This window comes from Klebsiella sp. KE9456 (assembly GCF_043832615.1).
Taxonomy (GTDB): Bacteria; Pseudomonadota; Gammaproteobacteria; order Enterobacterales; family Enterobacteriaceae; genus Klebsiella; species Klebsiella indica.
The window spans coordinates 73,327-97,194 of the sequence record NZ_JBDYQK010000003.1; the positions used below are offsets into that span (position 1 = coordinate 73,327).

General features: G+C 54.3%; 22 protein-coding genes and 1 tRNA gene. 8 read left to right on the plus strand and 15 right to left on the minus strand.

Features of this window, described 5'->3' with window-relative positions:
* Positions 1–16: 16 nt before the first annotated feature.
* From ABK821_RS04015 to aspA, 8 genes are all read right to left on the minus strand, one after another.
* On the minus strand, positions 17–157 hold the full coding sequence (locus tag ABK821_RS04015; RefSeq protein WP_241675603.1) for an Arm DNA-binding domain-containing protein: 141 nt from the start codon (positions 155–157) through the stop codon (positions 17–19).
* Between the two features lie 182 nt (positions 158–339).
* A tRNA-Phe gene (locus ABK821_RS04020) sits at positions 340–415 on the minus strand.
* 115 nt (positions 416–530) lie between these two features.
* Positions 531–2,618, minus strand: coding sequence for a DUF1176 domain-containing protein (locus ABK821_RS04025; protein ID WP_343178164.1), 2,088 nt, complete (start codon positions 2,616–2,618; stop codon positions 531–533).
* A gap of 68 nt (positions 2,619–2,686) precedes the next feature.
* Positions 2,687–3,277: a transcriptional regulator gene (locus ABK821_RS04030; protein WP_185929282.1), complete on the minus strand. Its 591-nt coding sequence runs from the start codon at positions 3,275–3,277 to the stop codon at positions 2,687–2,689.
* Between the two features lie 20 nt (positions 3,278–3,297).
* Entirely contained in the window at positions 3,298–5,067 is a 1,770-nt protein-coding gene (locus ABK821_RS04035) for a protein-disulfide reductase DsbD (protein WP_343178163.1), read from the minus strand.
* Complete coding sequence (gene cutA / locus ABK821_RS04040) at positions 5,043–5,366, minus strand: divalent cation tolerance protein CutA (RefSeq protein ID WP_138358464.1); 324 nt, start codon at positions 5,364–5,366, stop codon at positions 5,043–5,045. The genes ABK821_RS04035 and cutA overlap by 25 nt, the downstream gene beginning before the upstream one ends.
* A 95-nt stretch (positions 5,367–5,461) precedes the next feature.
* On the minus strand, positions 5,462–6,763 hold the full coding sequence (locus tag ABK821_RS04045) for an anaerobic C4-dicarboxylate transporter (RefSeq protein ID WP_138358466.1): 1,302 nt from the start codon (positions 6,761–6,763) through the stop codon (positions 5,462–5,464).
* 117 nt (positions 6,764–6,880) lie between these two features.
* On the minus strand, positions 6,881–8,317 hold the full coding sequence (aspA, locus tag ABK821_RS04050) for an aspartate ammonia-lyase (protein WP_138358468.1): 1,437 nt from the start codon (positions 8,315–8,317) through the stop codon (positions 6,881–6,883).
* 338 nt (positions 8,318–8,655) lie between these two features.
* Here aspA and ABK821_RS04055 point away from each other — a divergent pair, with 338 nt between their 5' ends.
* Positions 8,656–9,132, plus strand: coding sequence for an FxsA family protein (locus ABK821_RS04055; RefSeq protein ID WP_171034797.1), 477 nt, complete (start codon positions 8,656–8,658; stop codon positions 9,130–9,132).
* 41 nt (positions 9,133–9,173) lie between these two features.
* Here ABK821_RS04055 and yjeH read toward each other — a convergent pair whose 3' ends face one another.
* Positions 9,174–10,424: an L-methionine/branched-chain amino acid transporter gene (yjeH, locus tag ABK821_RS04060; protein WP_138358472.1), complete on the minus strand. Its 1,251-nt coding sequence runs from the start codon at positions 10,422–10,424 to the stop codon at positions 9,174–9,176.
* Positions 10,425–10,656: 232 nt separating this feature from the next.
* On the opposite strand from yjeH, the gene ABK821_RS04065 reads away from it, so the two are divergent.
* The 3 genes from ABK821_RS04065 to ABK821_RS04075 all read left to right on the plus strand — a co-directional run bounded on the left by ABK821_RS04065 (position 10,657) and on the right by ABK821_RS04075 (position 13,128).
* Positions 10,657–10,950, plus strand: coding sequence for a co-chaperone GroES (locus ABK821_RS04065; RefSeq protein ID WP_138358474.1), 294 nt, complete (start codon positions 10,657–10,659; stop codon positions 10,948–10,950).
* Positions 10,951–10,993: 43 nt separating this feature from the next.
* A complete protein-coding gene (gene groL / locus ABK821_RS04070) occupies positions 10,994–12,640 on the plus strand; it encodes a chaperonin GroEL (protein ID WP_138358476.1) in 1,647 nt (548 codons plus the stop codon).
* A 134-nt stretch (positions 12,641–12,774) separates the two neighbouring features.
* Complete coding sequence (locus tag ABK821_RS04075; RefSeq protein ID WP_138358478.1) at positions 12,775–13,128, plus strand: DUF4156 domain-containing protein; 354 nt, start codon at positions 12,775–12,777, stop codon at positions 13,126–13,128.
* A 97-nt stretch (positions 13,129–13,225) separates the two neighbouring features.
* Here ABK821_RS04075 and epmB read toward each other — a convergent pair whose 3' ends face one another.
* Positions 13,226–14,254 (minus strand): EF-P beta-lysylation protein EpmB, encoded by a 1,029-nt coding sequence (gene epmB, locus ABK821_RS04080; RefSeq protein ID WP_343178162.1) that lies wholly within the window; start codon positions 14,252–14,254, stop codon positions 13,226–13,228.
* A gap of 42 nt (positions 14,255–14,296) precedes the next feature.
* Between epmB and efp the strand changes: the two genes are divergently transcribed.
* The 3 genes from efp (at position 14,297) to sugE (ending at position 15,823) form a co-directional block, all read left to right on the plus strand.
* Positions 14,297–14,863 carry an elongation factor P gene (efp, locus tag ABK821_RS04085; RefSeq protein ID WP_138358482.1) on the plus strand — a complete coding sequence of 189 codons (567 nt, stop codon included), beginning with the start codon at positions 14,297–14,299 and terminating at the stop codon, positions 14,861–14,863.
* A gap of 356 nt (positions 14,864–15,219) precedes the next feature.
* The gene (gene ecnB / locus ABK821_RS04090; protein WP_138358484.1) at positions 15,220–15,366 is read left to right on the plus strand and encodes a lipoprotein toxin entericidin B; all 147 of its coding nucleotides are present in this window, start codon (positions 15,220–15,222) and stop codon (positions 15,364–15,366) included.
* 139 nt (positions 15,367–15,505) lie between these two features.
* On the plus strand, positions 15,506–15,823 hold the full coding sequence (gene sugE / locus ABK821_RS04095; RefSeq protein ID WP_138358486.1) for a quaternary ammonium compound efflux SMR transporter SugE: 318 nt from the start codon (positions 15,506–15,508) through the stop codon (positions 15,821–15,823).
* A 77-nt stretch (positions 15,824–15,900) separates the two neighbouring features.
* On the opposite strand, the gene frdD is transcribed toward sugE, so the two are convergent.
* From frdD to frdA, 4 genes are read right to left on the minus strand one after another with little or no spacing between them, the layout of a single operon-like run.
* The gene (gene frdD, locus ABK821_RS04100; protein ID WP_138358488.1) at positions 15,901–16,260 is read right to left on the minus strand and encodes a fumarate reductase subunit FrdD; all 360 of its coding nucleotides are present in this window, start codon (positions 16,258–16,260) and stop codon (positions 15,901–15,903) included.
* Positions 16,261–16,270: 10 nt separating this feature from the next.
* Positions 16,271–16,666, minus strand: coding sequence for a fumarate reductase subunit FrdC (frdC, locus tag ABK821_RS04105; protein WP_138358490.1), 396 nt, complete (start codon positions 16,664–16,666; stop codon positions 16,271–16,273).
* 10 nt (positions 16,667–16,676) lie between these two features.
* Complete coding sequence (locus tag ABK821_RS04110; RefSeq protein ID WP_138358492.1) at positions 16,677–17,411, minus strand: succinate dehydrogenase/fumarate reductase iron-sulfur subunit; 735 nt, start codon at positions 17,409–17,411, stop codon at positions 16,677–16,679.
* Positions 17,404–19,194: a fumarate reductase (quinol) flavoprotein subunit gene (gene frdA, locus ABK821_RS04115; RefSeq protein WP_138358494.1), complete on the minus strand. Its 1,791-nt coding sequence runs from the start codon at positions 19,192–19,194 to the stop codon at positions 17,404–17,406. Before frdA ends, ABK821_RS04110 begins: the two co-directional genes overlap by 8 nt.
* Before the next feature lie 276 nt (positions 19,195–19,470).
* Between frdA and epmA the strand changes: the two genes are divergently transcribed.
* Positions 19,471–20,448, plus strand: a complete 978-nt coding sequence (epmA, locus tag ABK821_RS04120; RefSeq protein WP_138358496.1) for an elongation factor P--(R)-beta-lysine ligase — start codon at positions 19,471–19,473, stop codon at positions 20,446–20,448.
* Positions 20,449–20,533: 85 nt separating this feature from the next.
* Here epmA and mscM read toward each other — a convergent pair whose 3' ends face one another.
* The gene (mscM, locus tag ABK821_RS04125) at positions 20,534–23,860 is read right to left on the minus strand and encodes a miniconductance mechanosensitive channel MscM (RefSeq protein WP_343178161.1); all 3,327 of its coding nucleotides are present in this window, start codon (positions 23,858–23,860) and stop codon (positions 20,534–20,536) included.
* Positions 23,861–23,868: the final 8 nt, after the last annotated feature.

A 23,868-nucleotide genomic window follows, 5' to 3' on the forward strand; every position in this document is an offset into this window, starting at 1 on the left:
TTGAGAAGGCTTTTGGCTAACCGTCGACGCGATAAGACGCTTGCCAGTCTTTAGAGCGGTTGGGATAAACGAGCAGATACAGACCTTTGCCATCAGAAATTTTTGTTGGCTTGCCGTAAGGCCTGGCGTTTTTTACAGCAATATCCGTTAAGCGCATAACAAGCCTCCTGTGCAAATGTTGGTAAAAATCCCATCGAACTGAGTTTACCAACTTTTTTACCAACAAATAGGGGGCGCTGCCAGTCGATTTTAACGGACAGTAGTAGACAACCGGATGGGGATAACTTATTGATTTTATAAAGCAAAACGGACGCCGAAGGGCGTCCGTTTCTAAATAAGTGGTGCCCGGACTCGGAATCGAACCAAGGACACGGGGATTTTCAATCCCCTGCTCTACCGACTGAGCTATCCGGGCAACGGGGCGCATTAAACCGTAATCCGTACGCTCCGTCAATCAAATTTCTCGATTTATCTCCCGGTTGCTTAACTTTGCGGCAATTCTGCATCTGAATGCGCTTTTTTGCCCGAAATTACATCATACCGTTATCACCTTCGCGGATTTTCCAGCTGTGGGTTACTGAAATTGCGCGGCGTAGCCCGGAGATGATGTAGTCGCCAACGACGTCCTCATCATCTCGCGGCGAGCTGATCGTGATTTCCGCATCAACGCCGTGACGGTATGCGCCGTGGTGGCTAAATATGGTACCGATAAAACATTTATCGTTTAGCCAGACCGGGATATATGCCACGGTTTCGTAAATATAGTTAGAGGCTACGCCGCTGTAATAGTTATTCGCATCGTCGGATGAGGTTCCGGGAGGAATAGGGCAAATGGGGGCATCACTGTCGCTCTGCGGTTTATCCTTTAACAGACTGCCCTGCATGACTTCCAGCGACTTCAGTAAATCCGATTTTTCCCTGCGATTTAGCGCGGGCGTCAGGGGCTGGTCTTTTTCCGGCGATCTGATGTCATTGAGGGTATAGCGGTAGCGAATAGTCACTGCAGGCGTGCCGCTGGAGGAACTAAACGGACGCAACAGATAGAGATTATCTTCGCCAAACTGACCGTTATACCAGAGCGCATACACTTGGCCATTAATTCGTACCCAGTGGCTCCACTGGTTCGCGCCGCGTTCGTTAAGAGAATAGATCGCACCGGGGACGCCCGCGTCAAAGTCATCGCCGTTCCCGCTGTCGTCGCTATTCACCGCATCAAACGTATCGTCATCGCGTTTTAATACACCGGTATAGCTAAAGAGCCCGCTACCGCCGACGTAGCTGTCGATGATTAAATCACGTTTGCCGTCACCGTCGAGGTCGACAAGCGTGAAACTGACTTTGCCGTTTTCAGAGTCGGCGCTGATGTCGGACCGGAGAAATGCCTGCCACTCGTCATCGCTGATATCGGCGGAGGGTTTGCTCGTTGAGACCAAAGAGTCATCTACATAGGCGAGCGTAAAATGGCTGATATGGCCACTTAGCGGAAACTGTTCGGCGATTTTATTCAGATCCATCTCCGGATTGATTTTTTGCTCTTTTAACACGGCGTCGTATAACGCCTTCAGCGCGTTGTTATCGGCATCTTTCTGCTGCTTTGGGATCACCTGACTGACAAACGTAGGCAGCATCCACGCTCCGCCGGGAGCGATTTCCCGGCAAGCGTCGGTGGTGTATTTCAGGCTCTGCACAAATGTTTTACCATCCCATACGCGTTCCTCACCGCTGATACAATCAGCGATACCGCGACCTTTGTGGAAGAAGGTGATAACACCGTCGGCATAGCTGGAGGCGTCAGTGGCCACGAGCTGAGGTTGGGTCAGACGCGCTTTGTCGACGACCCACATGGCGTAGCCGTCGTTATAGGCTGCGCGCCAGCAGAGGGCCTGAATCAATGTGTGGTTTTTATCCAGCGGGGTTGCAGTGAGCTGGCGTTCCTGAGTTGGAATTTCCTCATTTTTCCAGTCGTCACAATGACTGTTTAGCTGAGGAACCAGCAACGGCAGGAGTTTCTTCCTTTGTTTTGTCGTCAACGCTATCGCTGTTGCGTTGTGGATGACCGGCGCGGCGATGATTTCGGGAGCGGGCGCCGCCGCCAGAGTGTTGTCATCATCGGCGTCGCCTTTACGTAGCAGCGCATCGGCGGTACCCAGACGCTGCTGGAATTCATCCATTTTCAGGAATACCGCACTGCTGCCTGCGCTGGAGAGAAGCTTATGTTCGTCGTTAAGCGCAAGCTCAATTTTACCGTTGTGCTCCAGGGCCTGAATCAAGGCCGCTGTCTGCGTATCATCAAAGCGGAAGTGGCTGTCGTCGGTGGCGTCAAGCGTACCGTTATCCTGATCATCGATGAAGAGATTCACCGTGGCATCCGGCGGAATATCATGCTCGGTTTGAGCGAAGGTGGCGACGGCGCTGACGTGCTGTGCCGCGCCTGCGTTACGGGTGAGCAGGACGCTGACTTCACCAGGTGTCGTGCCATAACCTGCGGCGCGGCAGGTGCCTGTGTTGTCGCAGGCAAGTTCCCAGTCTTTATACGCGAAAGAAAAACCTTGCGGAGGGGCGGCCAGAAGCGGTGCGGAACACAGCCCCATGATGGCGACCCAAAGAAAAGAGCGCATATAAAACCCTGTCAGCATATCGGTAAAAGGCAAATTATATGCGCGACGAAACCGTTAAGATATCGGAATCAGGTTAAAGCTCCACCCGTTCGGCACTGCGCAAAACGTAAAATGTCTTCCGCCAGGCGTCGTGCGGTATCGACATCGGTCTGGCTGCGCTTGATCAACAGGCGGCCCAGGCAGCCTTCAATGATAAGCTCCATTTGCCTGGCGACCATCTCTGGATCGTCAACTTCCATCTGGCTGAGGAGTTCATGGGTATAGGCCAGTGAAGCCTGCTTTTGCTGCTCCGCCAACTGATGAATGGGATGTCCGGCATCCGGATAGAAAGTGCAGGCGGCAATAAACAGGCAGCCCGGATAGCGATGGTTGCTTACGCAGGTGGTCAGCGCGCTATAACGGGCTAACAGTTTCTGTTCTGCGCTTAGCGACGTGTCCAGTAAGAGCTGGCGACGCCAGGCGTCGACTTGCTGGCTGAGGTAGCGCAGCGCGTCATACAGCAGCGCTTCGCGGTCTGGCCAGAAACGTTTGAGATCATCAAGCGGGTAAGCCACACGTTCGGCGACCATTTCCAGCGTGGTGTTAGCAATACCGTCGATTTCGAGGATTCGGATGGCTTCACCCAGGACATCTTCACGTTGCACGGTCTTCTCCTCCATTTTCTCTCCTCAAGTGTTGCTCACGGTTGCCGATCGCGCAAATGGGCGATGAATGCCGCGGCGTCCATAAACCCGGTGACACGTCGTGCGGACTGTTCCTCGCCCTGTTCATTGAAGAACAGAATTGTGGGTAGGCCGAGCACCTGCAGGTGCTTCAGCAGCGCCGCTTCTTCCACGTTGTTTTTTGTGACATCCGCTTGCAGCAGCACCGTCTCATGCAGCGCCTGTTGGACATCAGGCGAACTAAACGTGTATTTCTCAAACTCTTTGCAGGCCACGCACCAGTCAGCGTAGAGATCGAGCATCACCGGTTTACCTTTAGCCTGGCCCAGCGCAATGTTGAGCTCATCGACGTTGCTGACGCGGGTAAATTGCAGATGAGCCTGTCGCTGGGCGACCGGCTCGCCGAAAGCCCAGTCCTGCAATGGACGCGCGCTAACCAGCGCGGCGCCAAGCATCGCTATCTGCACGATACGCAGCCATGGGCGAGGGGCACTCAGTGAGGTAATAAACGCCCAGCTAAAGAAGGCAACGCCAAGCAGAGACCAAAGCCGTAGACCCCATAGGTCACCGACGATACGCTCCAGCAAAAATACCGGTAGGGCGAGGATCACAAAGCCAAAGGCTGTTTTGACGTGAGCCATCCACGGGCCGCTTTTGGGTAGCAGGCGATTGCCAAAGACGGTCACCAGAATCAACGGCAGCCCCATACCCAGCGCGTAGAGATAGAGTGTTCCTCCGCCCAGCCACAGATTACCGCTCTGGGCGATATACAGCAGAATAGCGCTCAGTGGTGCGGTAGTGCAGGGCGAGCAGATGAGCCCGGCAATCGCTCCCATCGTGAATACGCCGCCCGGCGAACCGCCCTGACGTTGATTGCTCATCAGCGTCAGACGCGTCTGCAGAGACGAAGGTAGCTGGAGAGTAAACAGCCCAAACATCGACAGCGCCAGTACAATAAATACCACAGACAGGGCGATCAGCACATAAGGGTGCTGCAATGCCGCCTGGAACTGCAGACCGGCAGCGGCGACCACCAGACCCAGCGCGGTATACGTTAACGCCATTCCCTGGACGTAGATAAATGCCAGCAGCAGCGCACGGGGCGTCGTGAGTCGCTGTTTACTGCCCAGGACGATGCCGGAAATCAGCGGATACATTGGCAGAACGCAGGGAGTAAAGGCGATGCCGATACCGATTAATAGCGCCCAGAGCGCGCTAAAGGGCAGATGGGAACCAGGGGTATCCGCTGCGGGACGCGGAAGTACGGGCGGAGACTCTACCGGTAACGCAGGGCGCGTTTCCAGCGGCAGCGGTGGATTCAGCTTCGGCTGTACGGCGGATGTTGCGCGATCGGTGAGCGGGAGCGCTTTGCCAAGCGGCACGATTTTGCTTTCCGGCGGATAGCAAAAACCCGCATCCGCACATCCCTGATACGTCACGGTGAGGGTCGCGCCAGCGGCAGCCTCTGTCAGGGTGACAGGTATTGTCAGGCGATGACGGTAAATTTCGCTCTTGCCGTAGAACTCATCCTCATGCCATTCCCCTGAGGGCATGGCGGGGGCGCCAAAGGTGGCATTGGCCGAGGTCAGTTTGATCTGTTTGCGATAAAGGTAGTACCCCTCCTTAATTTGCCAGCTCAGATTGATATCATGTTGATTTTGCTGAAAATCAAAAGCGAAAGCCTGATCGGCAGGAACAAAGTTCGAATGGCCAGGGGCGTCGAACAGCCCGGCAAGGGCCGATGTGCTGCACAGCAGCAGGATCAGCGTAATGATGCGTTGAGCCATGAGAGGTAATCGTTGTCTCCGTGAATAACGGGCAGAACCAAAAGTTCAGGGGTTTGATACGGGTGATGGGACTTCAGGCAGTCCAGCAGCGCCTGCTGATGGGAGAGGTCGGTTTTTAGCAGCATTTGTACTTCATACTCCTGCTCCAGTTTCCCTTCCCAATAGTAAAGCGAAGTCGCTCCCGGCAAGAGCGTCGCGCAGGCGGCGAGTTTTTCCGCCAGCACTTTGGCCGCCAGTTCCTGGGCGGTTGCTTCATCCGGTGCAGTACAGAGTACAACAACAGCATCAGGCGTCGTCATCGTGAACCTCGTATCAGCGAAAAGAGGCACTATAGCACGCAAAATAAGGGGAGATTAGCGAAACGGGCCAGGATCTGGCCCGAATTTGTTGAGATTTATAACATGATGCCGCCAAAAATAAACCCGAGGATCACACACAGCGCAATGGCGATCACGCCAGGGATCAGGAAAGCATGGTTAAAGACATATTTGCCAATGCGGGTTGAGCCGGTGTCATCCATTTCGACTGCCGCCAGCAGGGTTGGGTAGGTCGGCAGGACGAACAGCGCAGAAACGGCGGCGAACGAGGCGATGGCGGTCAGCGGCGTGACGCCCAGCAGGAGCGCGGCGGGCATCAACGCCTTGGTGGTGGCTGCCTGGGAATAAAGCAGTGTCGCGGCGAAAAACAGCACCACCGCCAGCAGCCACGGATAGTTGTGCAGCAGGTCGCCCGCGACGGCCTGAATATCGCTAATATGGGCTTTGACAAACGTATCGCCCAGCCAGGCAACGCCGAGAACGCAGACGCAGGCGCTCATCCCGGACTTAAAGGTACTGGCGTTGAGCACCTCTCCGGTATCAATTTTACAGGTGATGCTAATCAGCGCCGCAATGGTCAGCATAAATACCACGATCGCTTCATTACGCGGCAGGACCGGATTCTTGATCAGGCCGACAGTATCGCTGATGGCGGTGGCGTAGAACATTACCGCCACGATACCAACCAGAAACAGCAAGACTGAGCGTCTGGCGTGTGGCTTAAGTTCAAAAACCTGGCTGCCGCGTAGTTTGACTTCCCCTTTGGCCAGTCTCTCCTGATAGACCGGGTCGTCTTTCAGTTCGCTGCCGAGGAAGTTACACACGATGGCGGTGAGCATGACGGCGACGAGGGTGACCGGAATGCAGATTGCCAGTAGCGTCAGGTAGCTGACGCCCAGTGGTTCGAGGATGCCGGCAAAAAAGACCACCGCCGCAGAAATCGGCGAGGCGGTAATCGCAATCTGTGAGGCGACCACGGCAATGGAGAGCGGGCGTGAGGGACGGATCCCCTGTTCTTTCGCCACTTCGGTGATAACCGGCAACGTAGAAAAAGCGGTATGCCCGGTTCCGGCCAGCACGGTCATAAACCAGGTGACCAGCGGGGCGAGAAAGGTAATGTATTTAGGATGACGCCGCAGCATGCGTTCGGCAAGGCTGACCAGATAGTCCATTCCTCCGGCGACCTGCATCGCGGCGATAGCAGCGATAACCGCCATAATGATTTCAATGACGTCGAAGGGGATCGCCCCGGGTTTGATTTGAAAAACAAGGGTAAGGACGAGGACGCCGAGTCCTCCGGCAAAACCGATGCCGATACCCCCGAGTCTGGCTCCCAGATAAATGGCCAGCAGGACAATAATGAGTTCTGCACCAAACATAGATGTCTTCCTTGTTTGTTAGCAAGTTGATATTAATTTGTTGTAATTTAATGACCTAATAAGAACAAAAAAGGCATGTCAGTGCTGACATGCCCGTTGTACGTTTAATCTGGAAATTTACTGTTCACTTTCATCGGTATAACGCTTCGCTTTATAGGCCGGATGCATCAGGTTCTGCGCGGAGAAGATGTCATCCAGCTCCGCAGTGGTCAGCAGCCCGCGCTCAAGCACAACATCCCTGACGCTCTTGCCCGTTTCGGCGCAAATTTTGCCGACGATGTCGCCATTGTGGTGGCCAATATAGGGGTTGAGATAGGTAACGATGCCAATGGAGTTGTAGACATAGCTTTCGCATACCGCTTTGTTGGCGGTGATGCCGTTGACGCATTTTTCCAGCAGGTTGTAGCAGGCGTTGGTCAGAATATGGATAGATTCGAACATCGCCTGGCCAATGACCGGTTCCATGACGTTCAGTTGCAACTGACCGGCTTCGGCGGCCATCGTGACGGTGGTGTCATTCCCGATAACCTTGAAGCACACCTGGTTGACAACTTCCGGGACCACCGGATTGACTTTAGCCGGCATGATGGAAGAACCCGCCTGCAGCTCTGGCAGATTGATTTCGTTCAGACCAGCGCGCGGGCCGGAAGAGAGCAGGCGCAGGTCGTTACAGATTTTGGAGAGTTTTACCGCCAGACGTTTCAGGGCGCTGTGTACCATGACGTAGGCGCCGCAGTCGGAGGTGGCTTCAATCAGATCTTCCGCGGGGATGACCGGCAGGTTGCTGACTTCCGCCAGTTTTTGTACCGCTAACTGCTGGTAACCCTCCGGCGTGTTCAGACGGGTACCGATCGCGGTCGCGCCGAGGTTGACTTCCAGCAGCAGTTCTGCGGTACGCAGGATGCATTTGGTCTCTTCATTGAGCAGAACGTTGAATGCATGGAACTCCTGACCGAGGGTCATGGGCACCGCATCCTGTAACTGAGTACGGCCCATTTTCAGAATATCCTGGAACTCAACGGCCTTCTGCCGGAAGCCTTCGCCAAGCTGATTAATTGCATCAATCAGTTTGAGGATAGAGGCGTAGACCGCGATACGAAAACCCGTCGGGTAGGCATCGTTGGTGGACTGGCATTTGTTAACATGGTCGTTTGGGTTGAGATACTGATATTCACCTTTTTGGTGGCCCATCAGCTCAAGGCCGATGTTTGCCAACACTTCGTTGGTGTTCATATTCACGGAAGTGCCTGCCCCGCCCTGGAATACATCAACCGGGAACTGGTCCATGCATTTTCCGTTATTCAGCACCTCATCGCATGCGGCGATAATGGCATTCGCAACGCTTTTAGGAATGGTTTTCAGCTCTTTGTTGGCCAACGCCGCGGCTTTTTTCACCATCACCATACCCCGGACAAATTCAGGTATGTCGCTGATCTTGTTGTTGCTGATATAGAAGTTTTCAATCGCTCTCAGAGTGTGAACGCCATAGTAGGCGTCAGCTGGAACTTCCCTGGTACCCAACAAATCTTCTTCGATACGAATGTGGTTTAACATGTGAACCTTCTCTCTCAAGCTGCCTATGAATTCACCAAATACGCAGGATTTATGGAATCTGACGCATTTTCTGGCCGCAGATTATTTCATCAACAAGCCTGGTGCCCACGATTATATTCTGATGATAGCGAATATCCGTCGTCCCGATCACTTATTATGTAGCGGATCTGATAAGAATTATTAATCTGTGAAATGTATCACCGCTTTTCTATTCTTGAAAAAAATAAGCTTTTTTGATGATTGAAAAACCGCGTTTTGACCCAAGATCTTTGCTATGCGAATAGCACATTTTTGACTACGGGGGCCAACACTGGCGTCCGTTAATGAAGGAGACGCCGGTGCGTTGGATTCCGTTAATTGCCGTTTTTTTATACGTTTATATTGAGATATCGATCTTTATCCAGGTCGCCCATGTGCTCGGTGTATTGCTGACCCTGATTCTGGTGATCTTTAGCTCGGTCGTCGGGATATCGCTGGTGAAAAACCAGGGCTTTAAAAACCTGATGCTGATGCAGCAAAAAATAGAGGCCGGGGAGAGTCCGGCCGCGGAGATGATCAAAAGTGTGTCATTGATTATTGCGGGTTTGCTGCTGTTACTGCCGGGGTTTTTTACCGACTTCCTGGGTTTACTGCTGCTGTTGCCACCGGTGCAGAAGCATCTGACGATGAAGCTGATGCCATATCTGCGTTTTAGCCGGATGCCCGGGGGAGGATTTAGCGCGGGAACGGGGAGTGGCGATACCTTTGAAGGTGAGTTTCAGCGTAAAGACGAGGAGCGCGATCGCCTGGATCACAAAGACGATCGTCGGGACTAACATTGGCCGGGCCGGGCCGGGTAGCGCCATGCGCATCCGGCCTACAGTTGTTTGACGGCTAACTTGCGCTGGGGCAAGAACAGCCATAGCACGACCAGCATCACTAATGCATACAGGCTCTTCCAGCCAACCATCGCCAGCAGCAGAAGACACAGCGCGCTGCCAACCGCCGCCAGCATGCGATAACGCCCCTGCAGTAACTGACATCCTGCCAGCATGCACAACAGATAAATCATGATAAAGATGCCGTTGGCATAGATGATCAGGGCATCAAGATTGATATTGAGCTCATAAATGCACAGGGAACTTACTACACAGCAACCCAGCACCGCGTTCAGGGCATTGCGCGGAATTTGCCGCGGCGATAGTCGGGCCAGATAGCTGTCTGGCTTGTATTGCGCCTGCGACCAGACCAGGCGGGCAAAGCTCTGAATATAAATATTGAGGCTGGCGAAACAGGCGAGGTAGCCGATAACGCAGGCAATCCACAGCGCCTTAACGCCGAACAGGCGCACCACGATATTGGGCAGCGACGCGGCGGCGGCCATCTCTTCGCCGAAAGCATGAAAATGCAGCACCAGCACGGTACAGGCCCAGTAAACGGAGCCCGCCAGCAATAAGCCAATCATTAGCGCACGAGGAAAGTCACGCTCTGGCTGCTTAAATTCCGCGGCCAGATGCGCAAAAGCTTCCAGACCAACAAAACACCAGAACATCACCGAGAGCGCAGAAAAAAGCTGCGAATGACTGATATCAGAAGGGGCCGGGAAGGGGATTTGCGTTGGGTTTATATCGCCGCGCCACCAGATGGCAACGATTAAAGCCACAATCAATACGGCAATCAGCGTTTGCAGATTGGCGCTGGAGCTGGCGCCGCGCGAGCCAACCCACCAGATAATCGCCAGCGTTCCCAGTTCGGCCAGCAATAACTGGCTATCGTGCCAGCCAAAAAGCGCCTGGCCAAAGCCAGTGGCGATATGCAGGGCGGCGGGCAGCCCGACGGGGATCACCGATAAAAATAGCCAGCCGGTGACGCGCGCCAGCCGTGGGCCAAAGGCCATGGCGACAAAATGTGCGACGCCGCCCGCGCTGGGAAAGTGGCGGCCCAGCGTTGCAAAAACGATTGCGATTGGAAAAACCAGCAGAATCAGCGCCGGCCATGCCCACAGGCTGTTATCGCCGGCAACCAGGGCAGCCAGCGCCGGGACGGCAAAGACGCCGGTTCCCAGTAATGATGTGGACAGTAATCCCACGCCTTGAGCAAGCCCCAACTCCTGTTTTAAACCACCCATGATTCAACCTTGTGCTCGGTAAAAACAGGATGGTATCACAATCACTTTTACTTATGGCGCCAGGGGAGAGCGCGCGAATTTGCGTATTTCGCCACACGGAGACAAATTTTTTTTTGTTTTCCCCTTGAAGCGGTGAAACCCCATCCCCATCTCTCAGTGCACTAGCCGGAAAACCGTGTGCGGACCGGCGTCATCCATAACTGATAATGACTTTCTCAAAGGAGAGCTATCAATGAGTATTCGTCCGTTACATGATCGTGTGATCGTCAAACGTAAAGAAGTTGAAACCAAATCTGCAGGTGGCATCGTTCTGACCGGCTCTGCGGCAACAAAATCAACTCGTGGCGAAATCATCGCTGTCGGTAAGGGCCGCATTCTGGAAAACGGAACCGTGCAGCCTCTGGACGTTAAAGTTGGTGACATCGTGATTTTTAACGATGGTTACGGGGTGAAATCCGAGAAGATCGACAATGAAGAAGTGTTGATCATGTCCGAAAACGACATTCTGGCAATTGTTGAAGCGTAATCCGCGAACGACACTGAACATACGAATTTAAGGGAAAAGTAAAATGGCAGCTAAAGACGTAAAATTCGGTAACGACGCTCGTGTGAAAATGCTGCGCGGCGTAAACGTACTGGCAGACGCAGTTAAAGTGACTCTGGGCCCGAAAGGCCGTAACGTTGTTCTCGACAAATCCTTCGGCGCACCGACCATCACCAAAGATGGCGTATCCGTTGCACGTGAAATCGAACTGGAAGACAAGTTCGAAAACATGGGTGCGCAGATGGTGAAAGAAGTGGCCTCTAAAGCGAATGACGCGGCAGGCGACGGTACCACCACCGCGACCGTACTGGCTCAGTCTATCATCGCTGAAGGCCTGAAAGCCGTTGCGGCGGGCATGAACCCGATGGATCTGAAACGTGGTATCGATAAAGCCGTTCAGGCCGCGGTTGAAGAGCTGAAAGTGCTGTCTGTACCGTGCTCTGACTCTAAAGCTATCGCTCAGGTTGGTACGATCTCCGCTAACTCCGATGAAACCGTTGGTAAACTGATCGCGGAAGCGATGGACAAAGTCGGTAAAGAAGGCGTGATTACCGTTGAAGATGGTACCGGTCTGGAAGACGAGCTGGATGTCGTTGAAGGTATGCAGTTTGACCGCGGTTACCTCTCTCCGTACTTCATCAACAAACCGGACACCGGTGCTGTTGAGCTGGAAAGCCCGTATATCCTGCTGGCTGACAAAAAAGTCTCCAACATCCGCGAATTGCTGCCGGTTCTGGAAGCCGTAGCAAAAGCGGGTAAACCGCTGGTTATCATCGCTGAAGACGTTGAAGGCGAAGCGCTGGCGACCCTGGTGGTTAACACCATGCGTGGTATTGTTAAAGTGGCTGCGGTTAAAGCGCCGGGCTTCGGTGACCGTCGTAAAGCAATGCTGCAGGACATCGCAACCCTGACTGGCGGTACCGTTATCTCTGAAGAGATCGGTATGGAGCTGGAAAAAGCGACGCTGGAAGACCTGGGTCAGGCAAAACGCATTGTTATCAACAAAGATACCACCACTATTATTGATGGTGTGGGTGAAGAAGCGGCGATTCAGGGCCGCGTTTCTCAGATCCGTAAGCAGATCGAAGAAGCGACTTCTGACTACGACCGCGAAAAACTGCAGGAACGCGTTGCTAAACTGGCAGGCGGTGTGGCAGTAATCAAAGTTGGTGCTGCGACCGAAGTTGAAATGAAAGAGAAGAAAGCCCGCGTTGATGATGCCCTGCACGCGACCCGTGCTGCGGTAGAAGAAGGCGTGGTTGCTGGTGGTGGTGTTGCGCTGGTTCGCGTCGCCGCTAAACTGTCTGGCCTGACTGCGCAGAACGAAGACCAGAACGTGGGTATCAAAGTTGCGCTGCGCGCGATGGAAGCTCCGCTGCGTCAGATCGTTTCCAACGCCGGTGAAGAGCCGTCTGTTGTGGCTAACAACGTGAAAGGCGGTGAAGGTAACTACGGTTATAACGCCGCGACCGAAGAATACGGCAACATGATCGACTTCGGTATCCTGGACCCAACCAAAGTGACCCGTTCTGCTCTGCAGTATGCGGCATCCGTTGCTGGTCTGATGATCACCACCGAGTGCATGGTAACCGACCTGCCGAAAGCCGATGCGCCTGACTTAGGTGCTGCTGGCGGCATGGGCGGCATGGGTGGTATGGGCGGCATGATGTAATCGTGCGCTATACCGCTTAGTAATAAGGAAACCCCCGGGCAGAAATGCTCGGGGGTTTTTCTTTTTGCTACCTTTTTAGTATAAGGTTGTACATCCGGGCCAGCGCGTCCGGCTCATTGATCGTGGGGAATAACATGCAGATAAAATATGTAGCAGGGATCGTCGGCGCAGCATTATTGTTAGCAGGTTGCAGCACCAGCAACGAACTGACCTCTGGTGGCCAGAATGTGCGCTTTGTTGAAGATAAACCGGGTTCGGAATGCCAGTTATTAGGAACCGCGACCGGTAAGCAAAGTAACTGGCTGTCAGGGCAGAATGGCGATGAAGGCGGTTCTATGCGCGGTGCGGCAAACGCGCTGCGTAACCATGCGGCGGAAATGGGCGGCAATGTGATTTACGGCGTCAGCAGCCCGACTCAGAATCTGCTGTCGAGCTTTATCCCGACAGACAGCCAGATGAATGGCCAGGTCTATAAGTGCCCGAATTGACGGCATTCGGTGCCCCGATCATAAGGCGTGGCACCTGACCTTCATTTGTCCACCGGTCATCGTTCCTCTGCCGGATAAAACCGGCAGATCCACTTGATTAGCGCTGTTTTAATCCGAGATCCAGCGGTGTTTTACTGGGTTCTCCCCCAATCTCCCGCGCGAGTTTTGGCACCATATAGCCGGAAACCAGCGTCAGTAGTTCTCGCATAATTGCGCGAGCCTCTTCGTCGTCGACCATAAAATGGGATGCGCCCTGAACTTTGTCCAGGACATGCAAGTAATAAGGCATTACCCCGGCATCGAACAGCGCGTTACTCAAGTCAGCAAGGGTTTTTGCACTATTGTTGACGCCACGTAGCAGCACACTTTGGTTAAGCAGTGTGACGCCGGCCATACGAAGCCGCATCATCGCGCGACGAAATTCACCGTCAATTTCATTGGCATGGTTGATATGATTGACAAGCAATATCTGTAACGATGATGCGGCGACCCGGTCAACGAGTGTATCGGTAATACGCGCCGGGATGACGATTGGTAACCGGCTGTGGATACGCACACGTTTTATATGTGCAATCGCTTCCAGCTGTGTGAATAGCCAGTCAAGTTCGTGATCTTTTGCCATTAGCGGATCGCCTCCGGAAAAGATAATCTCGTCAAGCTGAGGATGGGTCGCAATATACTCCAGCGCCATCTGCCAGTTGCGTTTATTACCCTGATTTTCGGCGTAGGGGAAGTGGCGACGGAAGCAGTAGCGGCAGTTTACGGCACAGCCGCCTTTGACCAGCAGCAGCGCACGATTCTTGTATTTGTGCAGCAAACCGGGAACCACGCTGTGCTGTTCTTGCAGGGGATCGGTTGAGAATCCTGGTGCAGTGATGAATTCATCTTGTGATGTAAGTACCTGACGAAGCAGGGGATCATCAGGATTGCCAGGTTCCATTCTGGCGATAAACGCCCGCGGAACGCGTAGGGCGAACAGGCGCCGGGCATCGTATCCGGCCAACAGCTTTGCATCAGCAGTTATACTTAAAAGCTGTAGCAGTTCATCGGGACTGGTCACGACATCGGAAAGTTGCGTTAACCAATCTTCTCTGGATGAGGTATTTAGGGTTACAATATGCGCCATTTTGTGGCTTAGCTACCAATTAACAAAATTTTAGAGGGCCTTATGGCGACTTACTATAGCAACGATTTTCGTGCCGGTCTTAAAATCATGCTGGACGGCGAACCTTATGCAGTTGAAGCAAGCGAATTTGTGAAACCCGGTAAAGGCCAGGCCTTTGCGCGCGTTAAGCTGCGTCGCCTGCTGACAGGAACGCGTGTTGAGAAAACCTTCAAGTCCACCGATTCCGCGGAAGGCGCCGATGTTGTTGATATGAACCTGACTTACCTCTATAGCGATGGTGAGTTTTGGCACTTTATGAATAACTCAACTTTCGAACAGCTTGCTGCTGACGAGAAAGCGGTTGGCGATAACGCCAAATGGCTGCTGGATCAGGCTGAATGCATCGTAACGCTGTGGAACGGCCAGCCTATCTCCGTCACCCCGCCAAACTTCGTTGAACTGGAAATCGTCGACACTGACCCAGGTCTGAAAGGCGATACCGCAGGTACTGGCGGCAAACCGGCGACGCTGTCTACCGGCGCAGTGGTTAAAGTTCCGCTGTTCGTGCAGATTGGCGAAGTCATCAAAGTGGATACCCGCTCTGGCGAATATGTATCCCGCGTGAAGTAATTTACGCGATGAGCGGGTTGGCGCAGCGCGATGCTGCGCCTTTTGCCTGGCGAAACCGTCGCCAGGAAGATGAAGCGCACCATAAAACGTCTGGTCGTGTTGTTCCTGAGCGGCGCCCTGTTAATGCAATATGGTTTGTGGCGCTGGCGACGATATCCAGAATCCGGGGCGTGTTTCCCTTGACTGCCAGCGCATTTTCCGCATCAGGCAATTCAGATTTATAAACGATTCCTCCTCCCTGACGCTTGTCGTTAATCTCTTTTTTCTTAAAAAACGTAGCGCTGCCTTCATTCCAGAGCCGATTGTCTATGCTTATAGAGCACGATAACTAAAAACGGGTAAATAAGGATGACATTATGGTGAAAAAAACAATTGCAGCGTTCTTTACGGTTTTGGTTCTTTCCTCTGTATTGACCGCATGCAATACAACGCGCGGTATTGGTCAGGATATTTCCGAAGGTGGTAGCGCAATTTCTGGCGCGGCAACCAAAGCTCAGCAATAGACCATGGCGGTACGGCCATTGGTCGTACCGTTCTTTCTTCCCTCAGTGCATTGTGTATAATCTCCACGGACGATCATCTGCCTTACGGGACGACCCGTGAGCGCTTCACATTCGGGGACGACTCCAGCAAAGGAGCCATATGTCCTGGTTAGCGTTATTTATTGCGGGTCTTCTCGAAGTTGTCTGGGCGGTTGGCCTGAAATATACCCACGGTTTTAGCCGTCTGTTACCCAGCGCGATCACGATTGTTGCGATGGTTGTGAGTCTGACATTGCTGTCGTGGGCGATGAAAACATTACCTGTGGGGACGGCTTACGCGATATGGACCGGGATTGGCGCGGTTGGTGCCGCGGTCACGGGGATTATTTTATTGGGAGAGTCTGCCAGTCTGCTGCGTATTACCAGCCTCGTCTGTATTGTGATTGGCATTATCGGGCTGAAGTTGAGTGCCCATTAAACGTATTGATTCGCGCATAACGATTTGATCGCTGTGAAGGCCGGAGTCTGCATAAATGCGTCATCCGGCAATCGGATTTATATAAATAAAATGCCGACCAGCGTCACAATCGTCAGAATTGCTGCCAGCCCGTAGAAAATCCACTTCCCGTTGGGAATGTGAATTTTCAAATCATGCATCGCGTGATGAATACGGTGGAGTCCGCACCACAGGGGCAGAACAATCATCAGGAAAATGAATGCGCGGCCAATGAAACTGTGGGCAAAAGCCAGTACGCGTTGGTAACTAAACGCATCATCGGGGGCGAGGCCGAGCGGCATAATAATGCCAACCAGCAGTACTATCACGGGGGCGATAATTGCCCCCCACATACCACCGGCGCCAAACAGCCCCCAGAATACGGGTTCATCAGAACGTTTTGGGTTGGGATTGATCATTCCAGCCTCCTTACCAGAACAGGGCGACAAACAGAATCACCACGGTAACGACCGCAGTGACGACCCAAAGCCCTTTAATGATTGGCTCTGGCCCCATTTTCTCGCCTTTGACGATAATATTGGCGGCTTTCGGCGCCAGTTCGAACCAGGTTTTGCTATGCAGCAGCGCGGCAGCAAGCGTGATCAGGTTCAGAATCACGACAATCGGGTTTTGTAGAAAACCGATATAGCCCGCCCAGCTTTCCGCACCCTGCTTCAGGGCGAAGAGTCCGTAAATCAGCACAATGCTGAACCACACCGTTGGCACCGCTGTCCCCTCGCGCAGCATATAGAAGCGATAAAACGGCAGCTTTTTCCACCAGGTGGACGGCATTGGCCGTACGTAGGGTTTGCGTTTAGTCGTCATACTGCACTCCTTAGCGTGGTTTCAGGGTGGCGATAAGAAAGTCTTTCGAACTTTCGACCTTGCCCTGCTGGATCGCGGCCGCCGGATCGACGTGTTTAGGACAGACTTCAGAGCAGTAGCCCACGAAAGTACAGGTCCAGACGCCATTCTTGCCATTAAGCTGCGCCATACGTTCCTTTTTACCGTGGTCACGGCTGTCTTCGTTGTAACGATGGGCGAGAGTGATCGCCGCCGGGCCGATAAACTCAGGATTAAGGCCAAACTGTGGGCAGGCCGCATAGCACAAGCCGCAGTTGATACAGCCAGAAAACTGGTGATACTTCGCCATTTGCGCCGGCGTTTGCTTGTTTGGCCCCTGGTCAGTCGTACGTGAGTTGCCGATGATGTATGGCTTAATCGCTTCCAGACTTTCAATAAAGTGGGTCATATCGACGACCAGGTCGCGCTCAATCGGGAAGTTGGCCAGCGCTTCAACCTTAATCCCCTTACTGTACTCGCGCAGGAAGGTTTTACAGGCCAGTTTTGGCACGTTGTTCACCATCATGCCGCAGGAGCCGCAAATCGCCATACGGCATGACCAGCGGTAGCTGAGATCGGGCGCAAGGTTATCTTTGATATAGCCGAGGGCATCAAGCAGTGAAGTTTGCTCATCGTAGGGAACGTCATAGAAAGCGCTGTGGGGTGCGCTGTCCACTTCCGGATTGTAGCGCACCACTTCGACCTTCATATTTTTCATCTCAGCCATTCGTCGTCTCCTTCTTCTCGGCTGCTTCCGCTTCAGCGCCATACACGCGTTTTGCTGGCGGCAGAGTGGTGATTTTTACATCACTGTACGCCAGGCTGGTATTACCGTCGGCATCACGGAAAGCGAGCGTATGCTTGAGGAAATTGACATCGTCGCGTTCAGTGCACCCCTCATCCAGACGCTGATGCGCGCCGCGGGATTCTTTACGCGCCATCGCTGAGTGCGCCATACATTCAGCGACGTTCAGGCCGTGTCCTAACTCAATGGTGTAAAGCAGGTCAGTATTGAACACGCTGGAGGTGTCGGTGATACGCACACGCCGGAAGCGCTCCTGCAGCTCGGCCAGTTTATCAATGGTTTTCTGCATCAACTCCGGCGTACGGTAGATGCCGCAACCTTCCTCCATCGACAGGCCCATTTCATCGCGGATTTTCGCCCAGTTCTCGTTACCTTCCTGGTTAACCAGGGCGTGCAAACGTTTCTCGACATCGGCGGCCTGTGCATCCAGCGCCGCGCCGTTAGCGTCGCCGGCATCTGCTGCGCGCAGCATCGCTTGCTCGCCGGCCAGACGACCAAAGACCACCAGTTCCGCCAGCGAATTGGAACCAAGACGGTTAGCGCCGTGCAGGCCAACGGATGAGCATTCGCCCACGGCAAAGAGGCCTTTAATGCGGGTTTCACACTGCTGGTCGGTTTCGATACCGCCCATGGTGTAGTGGGCGGTTGGCCGTACCGGAATCGGGTCTTTCACCGGATCGACGCCGACGTAGGCCTTCGAGAGTTCACAAATGAACGGCAGACGTTCGAGCAGTTTTTTCTCGCCGAGATGGCGCAGATCGAGATAAACCACATCGCCTCGCGGCGTTGGGATCGTATTGCCTTTGCGCCATTCGTGCCAGAATGCCTGGGAGACTTTGTCCCGAGGGCCAAGCTCCATGTATTTGTTTTTCGGTTCGCCGAGGGGCGTTTCCGGACCCATGCCGTAATCCTGGAGATAGCGGTAGCCGTTTTTGTTGACCAGAATGCCACCTTCGCCGCGACAGCCTTCGGTCATCAGGATACCGGACCCCGGCAGACCCGTTGGGTGATATTGTACGAACTCCATGTCCCGCAGCGGTACGCCGTGACTTAGCGCCATGCCCATCCCGTCGCCAGTGACGATGCCGCCGTTGGTATTATAACGATAAACGCGCCCCGCGCCGCCGGTCGCCAGCACCACCGCGTTAGCACGGATCTGCACCAGCGTACCTTCCATCATGTTCATCGCGACCAGGCCACGCGCCTGGCCATCATCGACCAGAATGTCGAGGACGAAATGCTCATCGAAGCGTTGAATTTGCGGAAACTGGAGGGAGGTCTGGAACAGGGTGTGTAGCATATGAAAGCCGGTTTTATCGGCGGCGAACCAGGTGCGTTCGATTTTCATGCCGCCGAAGCGTCGGACGTTGACGCTGCCGTCAGGGCGACGACTCCATGGACATCCCCACTGTTCAAGTTGGGTCATCTCTTGCGGGCAGTGATGGACGAAGTAGTCGACCACATCCTGCTCGCACAACCAGTCTCCACCGGCAACGGTGTCGTGAAAATGGTACTCAAAACTATCATGATCCTGGGCGACGGCAGCGGACCCTCCTTCAGCCGCCACGGTATGGCTACGCATAGGATAGACTTTGGAAATTAGAGCGATTTTGGCATTTGGATTCGCATGTGCGGCGGCAATTGCGGTGCGAAGACCTGCTCCGCCTGCGCCAATTACGGCAAGATCGGCTTGAAAAGTTTGCACGACATTCCTCCAGTTTTTGTTTATTCCGCCGGCGGATTGGCGAAAATGTATTACTTCTCCTTTATAGGTAGGGAGTATAGCCGTACGATCATCAGGGAAAATTGACGTGTTCGATTTTTTTATCGTTCCGTGCGGTTTTTTCGCTGTTCTCTGCCGTTTTTACTGATTATCAATAAATTAAACGTATGTAATATGTTCGCGGCGTTGCACATAATTTGTTTCACTCGCCAGTTACGAGTAGACTTCGAGCCCTTGTTTCAAATCGGAGAAAGTACCATGAGCGAAACGGCAAGCTGGCAGCCGAGCGCATCCATTCCTAATCTGTTAAAACGTGCCGCGGTGATGGCGGAAATTCGCCGTTTCTTTACCGATCGCGGCGTGCTGGAGGTGGAGACGCCTTGCATGAGTCAGGCGACGGTGACGGATATCCATATGGTCCCGTTTGAAACCCGTTTCGTTGGCCCCGGCCATTCCCAGGGGTTGAATTTGTATCTGATGACCAGCCCTGAATACCATATGAAGCGCCTGCTGGCAGCCGGTTGCGGCCCGGTGTTTCAGCTATGTCGCAGCTTCCGCAATGAAGAGATGGGGCGTCATCATAACCCGGAATTCACCATGCTGGAGTGGTATCGCCCCTGCTATGACATGTATCGACTGATGAATGAAGTCGACGATCTGCTGCAGCAGGTTCTGGAATGCCAGCCTGCGGAAAGCCTCTCCTACCAGCAGGCATTCCAGCGGTACCTGGAAGTAGACCCGTTGTCAGCAGATAAAACGCAGTTGCGGGAGGTGGCGGCGAAACTGGATTTGAGCAATATCGCCGATACGGAAGACGACAGGGATACGCTGCTACAGTTGCTCTTTACAATGGGCGTTGAGCCGCATATTGGCAAAGATCGTCCGACATTTGTCTATCACTTTCCGGCAAGCCAGGCGTCGTTGGCGCAAATCAGCACTGAAGATCACCGTGTGGCAGAGCGTTTTGAGGTCTATTACAAGGGCATTGAGCTGGCAAATGGCTTCCACGAACTGACTGATGCGGGCGAGCAACGGCAGCGTTTTGAGCAGGATAACCGTAAGCGGGCGGCTCGTGGCCTGCCTCAGCAGCCGATTGATTATAACCTGCTGGCGGCGCTGGAAGCCGGTCTGCCGGATTGCTCCGGTGTGGCATTGGGGGTGGATCGCGTGGTGATGCTGGCGCTGGGCGCGGAAAGTATCGGCGAGGTAATGTCTTTTACCGTTGACCGGGCCTGATATTTAGCCCATTTCCCTTTCGCCGCGGACAGGCGGTTTTGCGAGAGAGACCGGCGGTCTCTCTGTTCAATTAGCCGATTCACACTTACAGGCTGCCGGCGGTGCGACTGGTTTTCCCCGCTGATGTCAGCGTTCTGCTGCTTTTCCTGCCATCAATGCTTTCCAGACGCATCTGAAACGGCGGGAATGGCATATCGATCCCGTGCTCACGGAAGCCGGCCAGAATCAACTGGTGCATCTCGTGACGCAACGGCATACGGTGTCCCATCTCCGCGGCGAAAATACGCAGCTCGAAAATCTGTATCCCCTGCTGCAGGTCAACGAGGAAAGCTTCCGGCGCTGGCGTATCAATAACTAACGAACAGCGATGCGCGGCGGTTAACAGGATCTGCGATACCTCTTCCGTATTGGCATCTACCGGCGCAGGCACCGTTAATACCACGCGGGTGACGGAATCCGACAACGACCAGTTGATGAACTGCTCGGTGATGAACGCCTTGTTCGGCACAATAATCTCTTTGCGGTCCCAGTCGCTGATGGTGGTGGCGCGCGTATTAATACGCGTGACGCTGCCGGTGAGATCGCGGATGGTGACCGTATCGCCAATGCGTATCGGTTTCTCAAACAGAATAATCAGGCCGGAGATAAAGTTGGCGAAGATCTCCTGTAAACCAAAACCCAGTCCGACGCCGAGAGCGGCGATGAGCCACTGGAGCTTCGACCATTCGATGCCAATCATCGAAAAACCGACCAGGCCGCCGATCAGCATCAACAGATATTTGGTAATGGTGGTAATGGCATAGCCGGTGCCCGGCGTCAGATCCAGGTGCTGAAGGATTGCCAGCTCCAGCAGCGCGGGCAAGTTACGCACCAGTTGTGTCGTGATAATCAGCACCAGGATGGCAATAAGCACCGCGCCGAGGGTAATCGGCTCCAGACTTTCTACCCCCTGGGCGGTTGAGGTGACGTCCCACAGCGAGATGTTTTCCAGGAAAGCAAACGCAGAGTGGATTTCCGACCACAGTACAATGACCGACACCAGCGCGATCAGCATCAGCAGAGAGCGCACCAGACGTAATGACTGAGTGCTAATGGCATCAAGATCGATTTCGCTGACCTCAGCCTCCATTGAACCTTCCAGACTGCTGGCGTGCTGAACCTCTTCTTCGCCGCGGGCGCGTTGGGCGAGGATCTCTGCCCGCCGGTGCTTTGCGCGATCGAACGCCAGGCGACGGCGCTGAATTAACATCCAGCGGCGAATGATGTGATAAACCACCAGCAGCAGGAACCAGATGGCGACCGAGGTTTCCAGCCTGGCCAGCAGCGCCTGAGACGTGGCGAGGTAACCGACCGCCGCCGCCAGCATTGCTACCAGCGGCGCGCCGAGCAGCATATTCCACAGCAGCCGGTTAACCATATTGTCGCCGCTACCTTCTTTGTCGAGGTACAGCGGTATCCCGGCGCGCTTCAGGCTCAGGGTGACCACCGCCAGCGCGCCGCAAATCAGCATAAAGCAGAGGCGGCCCAGCGAGGCGGAAAACTCGCGATCGTTAAGGTTATCGAAGGTGATCAGCGCCATGATCAGCGGCACAATCAGCCCGATACTCATCAGGTAGTAGCGCATCGCTCTGCTGACGCGATTGCGCGGCCAGCCAAAGTGAGCGATGAACAGGCCGTCAGGACGGGCGAAGGTGGCGCAAATCATCACCACCCACAGCAGCGGCACGGTGGCGGTGACGCTATCGCCAATGGCGACGGCCAACGGATACGGCCAGGCGGCCTGCAGGCCGTAACCCAGCGTCATCCACAGGACCGGTAGCGGCGAAGCCACCAGTATCGACCAGAAAACGGTGCGTAAGGTGAGCCAGAAGTGATCCTGAGTAACCTTACCGACGCGGGCGCTGGAGCGCTCAAGAAAGCGCGTGAAGTGGCGACGAGAGCTGATACTGAACCCGACCAGGATCAGCGCGCCGAAGAGCGGCAGGAGCGTCTCTTTGCTGGTCAGCATCATGATGCTGGCTTTACCGAGCTGGCTCATGGTATTGAGCGAAATCAGCCGACGTAAATCCTGAACGATTTCCAGCGGCCATGAAAAACCGACAGGGCTGACGTCTGAGGTCCAGAACAGATACCGGTGGGTGGCTTCGTTGATCTCTTTAAGCGCGTCCTCCAGTTGGCCGTTGGCAACCTTCAGCTTGGTCAGTTCAAGCATCAATGTATCGCCGCCGCGCAGCAGCGAGTTAAGCAACTCGGTTTGTGTACGCATCTGGGCCTGCAGAATACGGTTCTGCTCGCGGGTAAGCGGTTGACCATCGGCCTGACGAATTTGCCTTAACTGTGATTGCTTGTTGAGCTGATCTTCATAGCGCAGGCGCTGTACGCGAAGCTGCGCCATTTCGGTGTCCAGTTGCTGCGGGCGCGGTATATCCGGCAGTCGGGCGACCTGAGCCCGTAAGGCTTCGCCAAGCAGATTGGAAGAGCCCAGCCACTGCGCCTGCTCGCGTAAGGTGTTTAGCGCCTGACGCACCTGCAGGGTCTGGTTGCTGGCCTGGCGTTGCTGAGAGGCGATCAGATCCATGCGTTGAGCCTGTTGATTCAGCGCCTGTGAAAGCTCCCGGTTGACTTTGAACTGGTTCACGATGTCGGGCGGCAGATTTTCGCTGTTTTCCGCCAGGAGCTCAGTACTTTCCAGCGCTTTTTCCGCTTCGCGCTGTCGCTGGCTGTTAAGCTGATTACGTAGCGCCTGCAGCCGGGCGTCAAGCTGTTCGCTCTCTTTCTGCGCCAGCTCTGCGCGCAGCCGTGACAGCTCCTGACGGTTATTGGCGGAAAGCTGCGCCAGATCCAGTTCATCGACCAGGGCTTTGAGCCGCGCGGACTCCGCCTGCAGGCCGAGGTTTTGCGCCTGTGCCAGCGGCGTATTGCTGTTTTGCGCGCCGATTCGGCGTTCTACCTCGTTCAACTGACGACGGGCATCGCTCTGCTGCTGCGGTAGCTGATTGAGCGAGTCGGCGATGTCACGCGCGCGATCCTGCTCCTGCTGGGCCGTGCGGCTGACTTCCAGTAGCTGGCTGCTGACCTGAAGAATCTCCTGGTTCAGCGCCTCTGAGGAGAGGGTGGTGGCGATCTGAGGCGGCTCATCGCTCAGATTATTGAGCTGCGTGCGTAAGGTTTGCGAGAGTTTCGGAAAGTTATCGATAACCTGCTGATACTGGCGAGCGCGTTCAAGGGAAGCATTACGCTCGTCAAGCGCATTCAGGGCGGATTGCAGAACCTCAACGGTTTCAGGCTGGGCGGGCTTCGCCGCCTTTGCCTGTTCCAGTTCCTGAGCGATATGTTTAGCATCCGGGGCGGTCGCAGCGTACGCCCCAAAACTGAGGCTCAAGGCCAACAGGAAAGTGTATATCAGGCGCACGGCGTAAC

What these genes read in the sequence shown, in the direction of transcription:
- ABK821_RS04015 (WP_241675603.1), bottom strand. Translation starts at nt 157, where the DNA reads ATGCGCTTAACGGATATTGCTGTAAAAAACGCCAGGCCTTACGGCAAG.
- ABK821_RS04025 (WP_343178164.1), bottom strand. Translation starts at nt 2,618, where the DNA reads ATGCGCTCTTTTCTTTGGGTCGCCATCATGGGGCTGTGTTCCGCACCG.
- ABK821_RS04030 (WP_185929282.1), bottom strand. Translation starts at nt 3,277, where the DNA reads ATGGAGGAGAAGACCGTGCAACGTGAAGATGTCCTGGGTGAAGCCATC.
- ABK821_RS04035 (WP_343178163.1), bottom strand. Translation starts at nt 5,067, where the DNA reads ATGGCTCAACGCATCATTACGCTGATCCTGCTGCTGTGCAGCACATCG.
- cutA (WP_138358464.1), bottom strand. Translation starts at nt 5,366, where the DNA reads ATGACGACGCCTGATGCTGTTGTTGTACTCTGTACTGCACCGGATGAA.
- ABK821_RS04045 (WP_138358466.1), bottom strand. Translation starts at nt 6,763, where the DNA reads ATGTTTGGTGCAGAACTCATTATTGTCCTGCTGGCCATTTATCTGGGA.
- aspA (WP_138358468.1), bottom strand. Translation starts at nt 8,317, where the DNA reads ATGTTAAACCACATTCGTATCGAAGAAGATTTGTTGGGTACCAGGGAA.
- yjeH (WP_138358472.1), bottom strand. Translation starts at nt 10,424, where the DNA reads ATGGGTGGTTTAAAACAGGAGTTGGGGCTTGCTCAAGGCGTGGGATTA.
- ABK821_RS04065 (WP_138358474.1), top strand. Translation starts at nt 10,657, where the DNA reads ATGAGTATTCGTCCGTTACATGATCGTGTGATCGTCAAACGTAAAGAA.
- groL (WP_138358476.1), top strand. Translation starts at nt 10,994, where the DNA reads ATGGCAGCTAAAGACGTAAAATTCGGTAACGACGCTCGTGTGAAAATG.
- ABK821_RS04075 (WP_138358478.1), top strand. Translation starts at nt 12,775, where the DNA reads ATGCAGATAAAATATGTAGCAGGGATCGTCGGCGCAGCATTATTGTTA.
- epmB (WP_343178162.1), bottom strand. Translation starts at nt 14,254, where the DNA reads ATGGCGCATATTGTAACCCTAAATACCTCATCCAGAGAAGATTGGTTA.
- efp (WP_138358482.1), top strand. Translation starts at nt 14,297, where the DNA reads ATGGCGACTTACTATAGCAACGATTTTCGTGCCGGTCTTAAAATCATG.
- ecnB (WP_138358484.1), top strand. Translation starts at nt 15,220, where the DNA reads ATGGTGAAAAAAACAATTGCAGCGTTCTTTACGGTTTTGGTTCTTTCC.
- sugE (WP_138358486.1), top strand. Translation starts at nt 15,506, where the DNA reads ATGTCCTGGTTAGCGTTATTTATTGCGGGTCTTCTCGAAGTTGTCTGG.
- frdD (WP_138358488.1), bottom strand. Translation starts at nt 16,260, where the DNA reads ATGATCAATCCCAACCCAAAACGTTCTGATGAACCCGTATTCTGGGGG.
- frdC (WP_138358490.1), bottom strand. Translation starts at nt 16,666, where the DNA reads ATGACGACTAAACGCAAACCCTACGTACGGCCAATGCCGTCCACCTGG.
- ABK821_RS04110 (WP_138358492.1), bottom strand. Translation starts at nt 17,411, where the DNA reads ATGGCTGAGATGAAAAATATGAAGGTCGAAGTGGTGCGCTACAATCCG.
- epmA (WP_138358496.1), top strand. Translation starts at nt 19,471, where the DNA reads ATGAGCGAAACGGCAAGCTGGCAGCCGAGCGCATCCATTCCTAATCTG.